At 73.3% G+C, this 4,690-nt stretch carries 4 protein-coding genes and 1 pseudogene; all 5 read right to left on the minus strand.

Annotation, left to right across the window (positions count from 1 at the left end):
* Positions 1-1,328 (minus strand): MFS transporter (locus ACJA3G_RS30575; protein WP_406556285.1); only part of this gene is annotated, 1,328 nt, incomplete at its 3' end.
* A gap of 97 nt (positions 1,329-1,425) precedes the next feature.
* On the minus strand, positions 1,426-2,454 hold the full coding sequence (gene fbaA / locus ACJA3G_RS30580) for a class II fructose-bisphosphate aldolase (protein ID WP_406556286.1): 1,029 nt from the start codon (positions 2,452-2,454) through the stop codon (positions 1,426-1,428).
* Between the two features lie 313 nt (positions 2,455-2,767).
* Positions 2,768-3,307 (minus strand): orotate phosphoribosyltransferase, encoded by a 540-nt coding sequence (pyrE, locus tag ACJA3G_RS30585; RefSeq protein WP_358832219.1) that lies wholly within the window; start codon positions 3,305-3,307, stop codon positions 2,768-2,770.
* 10 nt (positions 3,308-3,317) lie between these two features.
* On the minus strand, positions 3,318-4,124 hold the full coding sequence (locus tag ACJA3G_RS30590) for an aldose 1-epimerase (protein ID WP_406556287.1): 807 nt from the start codon (positions 4,122-4,124) through the stop codon (positions 3,318-3,320).
* Between the two features lie 69 nt (positions 4,125-4,193).
* Positions 4,194-4,690 (minus strand): annotated as a pseudogene (locus ACJA3G_RS30595) (carbon monoxide dehydrogenase); the annotation flags it as partial.

A 4,690-nucleotide genomic window follows, 5' to 3' on the forward strand; every position in this document is an offset into this window, starting at 1 on the left:
GCACACACCGGCATCGCCCGGCGAAACGTCGAGCCGAACTCGGCCGCCGAGCGGTACGCCGACGGGGACATGCCCGCCACCAGTGGCAGCGCCGCCACCGCGATCAGGCCCGCCGCCCGCGCCGCCGCGTTGTTGATGCCGCTCGCCAGTCCCGCCCGCCCCGCGTCCACCGAACCCAGCACCGTCGCGGTGAGCGGCGCCACCAGGGTCACCATGCCGAGGCCGAGGACGACGACCGCGGGAAGCACGTCCCGCGGATAGGACGCGCCCACCCCGACCCGCAGCATCAGCAGCATCCCGCCCGCGCACAGCAGCGGCCCCACCGTCAGCGGCAGGCGCGGGCCGATCCGCTCGCCCAGGGCTCCGGAGCGGGCCGAGAGCAGGAGCATCAGGACCGTGGTCGGCAGGAGTGCCGCGCCGGCGCCCAGCGCCGAGTACCCCGCCACCACCTGGAGCTGGAGCGCCGCCAGGAAGAAGAAGCCGCCGAACGCCGCGTACACGCACACCGTCACCACGTTCACCGCCGTGAACTGGCGCGAGGCGAATATCTCCGGCGGCAGCATGGGGTCGGGCAGCCGCCGTTCGAGCCGCAGGAAGGCGAAGCCGGCCAGCACGCCCGCCGCCGCCGCGCCCAGCACCAGCGGCGACGCGCCCTGCCCCGGCGCCTCGATCAGCGCGTACGTCACCAGCGCGAGAGCCAGCGCCCCCAGCGCCGCGCCCGTCACATCGAAGCGGGCCGTGTGCACGCGCGCGTCCCTGGACTCCGGGACGTGCTTCAGCGCCACCGGGACGCACAGCGCGGCCAGCGGCACGTTCAGCAGGAAGACCCAGCGCCAGCCGGGGCCGTCCACCAGCCAGCCGCCCAGGAACGGCCCCACGGCCGCCCCGACTCCGCCGAGCCCGGACCAGACGCCCACGGCCGCCGCCCGGTCGTCGGGGTCGAAGCTCGCCTGGATGAGGGCGAGGGAGCCGGGGGTGAGGAGCGCGCCGCCGATGCCCTGGAGGGCGCGGGCGGCGATCAGCACGCCCGCGTCGGGCGCGAGCCCGCACAGCAGGGAGCCGGCGGCGAACCAGACGACGCCCACGACGAAGACCCTGCGGCGGCCGTACCGGTCGCCGAGCGCCCCGCCGAGCAGGATCAGCCCGGCGAGCGTGAGCATGTACGCGTTGACGGTCCACTGGAGCACCGCCATGTCCGCGTCCAGGTCCGCCCCGATGCGCGGCAGGGCCACATTGACCACGGTCGAGTCGAGCATCGCCATCCCGGACCCGAGCACGGTCGTGAACAGCACCCACCGCCCCGCCGCCGTCCCCATCGTCACGCTCATGCACTCCACTCTCGCCGAACGCACCGGGCCCGGCACCCCCCGCGAGGGGGATACCGGGCCCGGACGGGGGAGCGCGGGCGGCGGGCCCGCGCGCCCGTTACTTCAGCTTCGTGCCGGTCGAGCGCAGGTTCGCGCACGCCTCGGTGACGCGCTTGGCCATCGACGCCTCGGCGAGCTTGCCCCAGGTGCGCGGGTCGTACGTCGACTTCTTGCCGACCTCGCCGTCGACCTTCAGGACACCGTCGTAGTTGCGGAACATGTGGTCCGCGACCGGGCGGGTGAAGGCGTACTGGGTGTCGGTGTCCAGGTTCATCTTCACGACGCCGTTCTCCAGCGCGGTCGCGATCTCCTGCTCGGAGGAGCCGGAGCCGCCGTGGAAGACGAAGTCGAAGGGGTGACTACCAGCCTTGCCGTGCTTGGCGGCGACGCCCTCCTGGAGGTCCTTGAGGAGCTCCGGACGCAGCACGACGTTGCCCGGCTTGTAGACGCCGTGGACGTTGCCGAAGGAGGCGGCCAGCAGGTAGCGGCCCTTCTCGCCCAGGCCCAGGGCCTCGGCGGTGCGCAGCGCGTCGTCGACGGTGGTGTACAGCTCGTCGTTGATCTCGTGGCTGACGCCGTCCTCCTCGCCGCCGGTCGGGGTGATCTCGACCTCAAGGATGATCTTGGCGGCGGCGGCCTTGGCGAGCAGCTCCTGGCCGATGGCCAGGTTGTCCGCGAGGGTCTCGGCGGAGCCGTCCCACATGTGCGACTGGAACAGCGGGTTCAGGCCCTTGGCGACGCGCTCGGCCGAGACCTCCAGGAGCGGACGTACGTAACCGTCCAGCTTGTCCTTGGGGCAGTGGTCGGTGTGCAGCGCGACGGTGATGTCGTACTTGGCGGCGACGATGTGCGCGAACTCGGCCAGGGCGACCGCGCCCGTGACCATGTCCTTCTTGTACTGGCCACCCAGGAACTCGGCACCGCCGGTGGAGATCTGGATGATGCCGTCGCTCTCGGCCTCCGCGAAGCCGCGCAGGGCAGCGTGCAGGGTCTGGGTCGAGGTCACATTGATGGCCGGGTAGGCGAACTTGCCTGCCTTCGCCCGGTCGAGCATCTCGTTGTAGACCTCGGGGGTTGCGATGGGCATCTGTCCGCTCCTTGTGATGTGCGGGGTGTGCGATATGTGCTGGCCCTGACCTGGGGGCGACGTCATCGTCGCGGCCCATCTTTCCAGACTCTGCGCCCGGCTCCACCCTGCGGACGGACGAGGGGGCGGCCGTTTCACGTGAAACAGCCGCCCCCTCGTCGAAAGCGCAGGTCAGAGCAGGTAGGCAAGAGAACCTCGGCCCGGACCACCACTTTCGGAGTGCCCGTCAGTCGATCTTGCCGAGTACCCCGGACCGGTTACGCCCACGGTGGCCTCCGGGGCGTTGTGCCCGCCCCGCCCCGCGCCGGAACCGTTACGCCAGGCCCAGGTCACCGAGCTGGTAGCCCGTGAGGTACGTCAGACCCGCTCCGGTGATGGCGTCGGCCGCGCCCCGGTCGACGATCGTGGCCACGGCGACGACCTCGCCGCCCGCCTCGCGCACCGCCTCGACGGCCGTCAGCGGCGAGCCGCCGGTGGTGGAGGTGTCCTCGACCACCAGACAGCGGCGGCCCTTGACCTCCGTGCCCTCGATCCGGCGCTGCATACCGTGCGCCTTCTGCGCCTTGCGTACGACGAAGGCGTCCAGGCGCCGGCCGCGCGCGGCCGAGGCGTGCAGCATCGACGTCGCCACCGGGTCGGCGCCGAGGGTCAGCCCGCCCACGCAGTCGAAGTCGAGGTCGGCGGTGAGGTCGAGCATGACCTGACCGACCAGCGGCGCGGCCTCGCCGTCCAGCGTGATCCGCCGCAGGTCGATGTAGTAGTCGGCTTCCCGGCCCGAGGAGAGGGTCACCTTGCCGTGCACCACGGCCTTGTCCTTGATCTGCTGGAGCAGGTCGGCTCGTACGTCAGTCATGCCCGCCAGCTTAGAGGCGGCGCCAGCTCCAGGTCGTCGCCAGCTCCAGCGGGTCCACCGGCGTCACCAGCCGCGGCAGGGTGTTGAGGCCGTTGGGCGGGCCGGACTGCGGCTCCACGCACACCGCCTCCTCCTGCTCGTCGTAGACCACCACCCACTCGCTGCGGCTGGTCACCTTCAGCTCCAGCTGCCCCGGCCAGGTGAGGGTGACGTCGACGCCGTCGGGCATGCCGAAGCAGTCGTCCCAGGGGCCCGGCAGGGGGTCGATGCGGCGGCCGGTGGGCAGGTGGTCGTCCCCGCGCTCCTCCTGCCAGCCGGGGCTGAACTCCAGCCGCACGTCCTCGCCGCCGAGGCTGCGCCGGAACCAGGGGTGCCAGCCGACCTGCGCGGGGAAGGAGTCGCCGTACGTCTCCACGCCCATGGTGATCGTCAGCGCGCTCTCGGACAGCTCGAAGATCTGCGTCACGCGTCCGGTGTACGGCCACGGCTCGGCCAGGTCGTACGTGAAGTGGGCCTCGGCGTGGCCGGTCTCGGTCTCGCCGGTGCGCACCCGCTTCCAGACCGTGTCGCGGCCGGTGCCGTGGATGGCGTGCGGCGCGGCGTTCAGCGGCAGACGGTGCTTGGTGCCGCCGTTGCGGAACTCGCCGTGCTCCACCCGGCCGCACCAGGGGACCATCGGGAACGAGCCGTACTTGTCGCCCTGGCGCAGCACTTCCGTACCGCCGATGCGCAGGCTCTCGATCCGGCACCCGAGATCCGGACGGACCGTCAACTCGACCTCGCCGGCCGCCAGCCGGACACTCTTGTCGCTACTCACACCCCTGACACTACTTGCGTCGGCGCGTCCCCCGGCGCGCGCGTCGCCGTGTCCGGGGCGGGTGGCGTGTCAGCGGCGCCGGCGCAGGGCGCGGCCGACCACCACCGCGGAGGCGAGCGCGAGCGCGGCGGCCGGGGCGGCCCACCGCAGGGTGGCCCCCGCGCCGGAGCCGGCCGGGGCCGGCACGGGCGCGTACCGCCCGCGCGGCGGCGCGTGGTCGACCTCCTCGGCGCTGCGGCCGATCATCGTCCGCCGGGCGTGCGCGGCCTCGGCGGGCAGGTAGTCGGCGTCTCCCGAGAGGTCGAACTCCTCCTCGGCGAGCGGGTCGAGCGAGGGCGGCGGGACGGCGGCGTCGAAGACGGAGTGGCCGAGGCCGGGGTCCTCGGCGGGGTCCTCGCCGCGCGCCTCGGCGTCCACGTCCGCGTCGGCGTCCGGAGTGGCGTCCGGGGCCGCGGCCGACCCCGACCCGGAGGTGGTGGGCCCGGTGGGACCGGCCTCGGGCTCCCCGGGCGCGGCGGCGGCGCGGGGCGCGGCGTCGTGGGGGGCGCTGTCGGGCGCGGGGATCT

Origin of the sequence: Streptomyces sp. YS-3 (assembly GCF_045257485.1) — a bacterium.
Taxonomy (GTDB): Bacteria; Actinomycetota; Actinomycetes; order Streptomycetales; family Streptomycetaceae; genus Streptomyces.

Coding starts and splice junctions, on each gene's coding strand:
- fbaA (WP_406556286.1), bottom strand. CDS start 2,454: ATGCCCATCGCAACCCCCGAGGTCTACAACGAGATGCTCGACCGGGCG.
- pyrE (WP_358832219.1), bottom strand. CDS start 3,307: ATGACTGACGTACGAGCCGACCTGCTCCAGCAGATCAAGGACAAGGCC.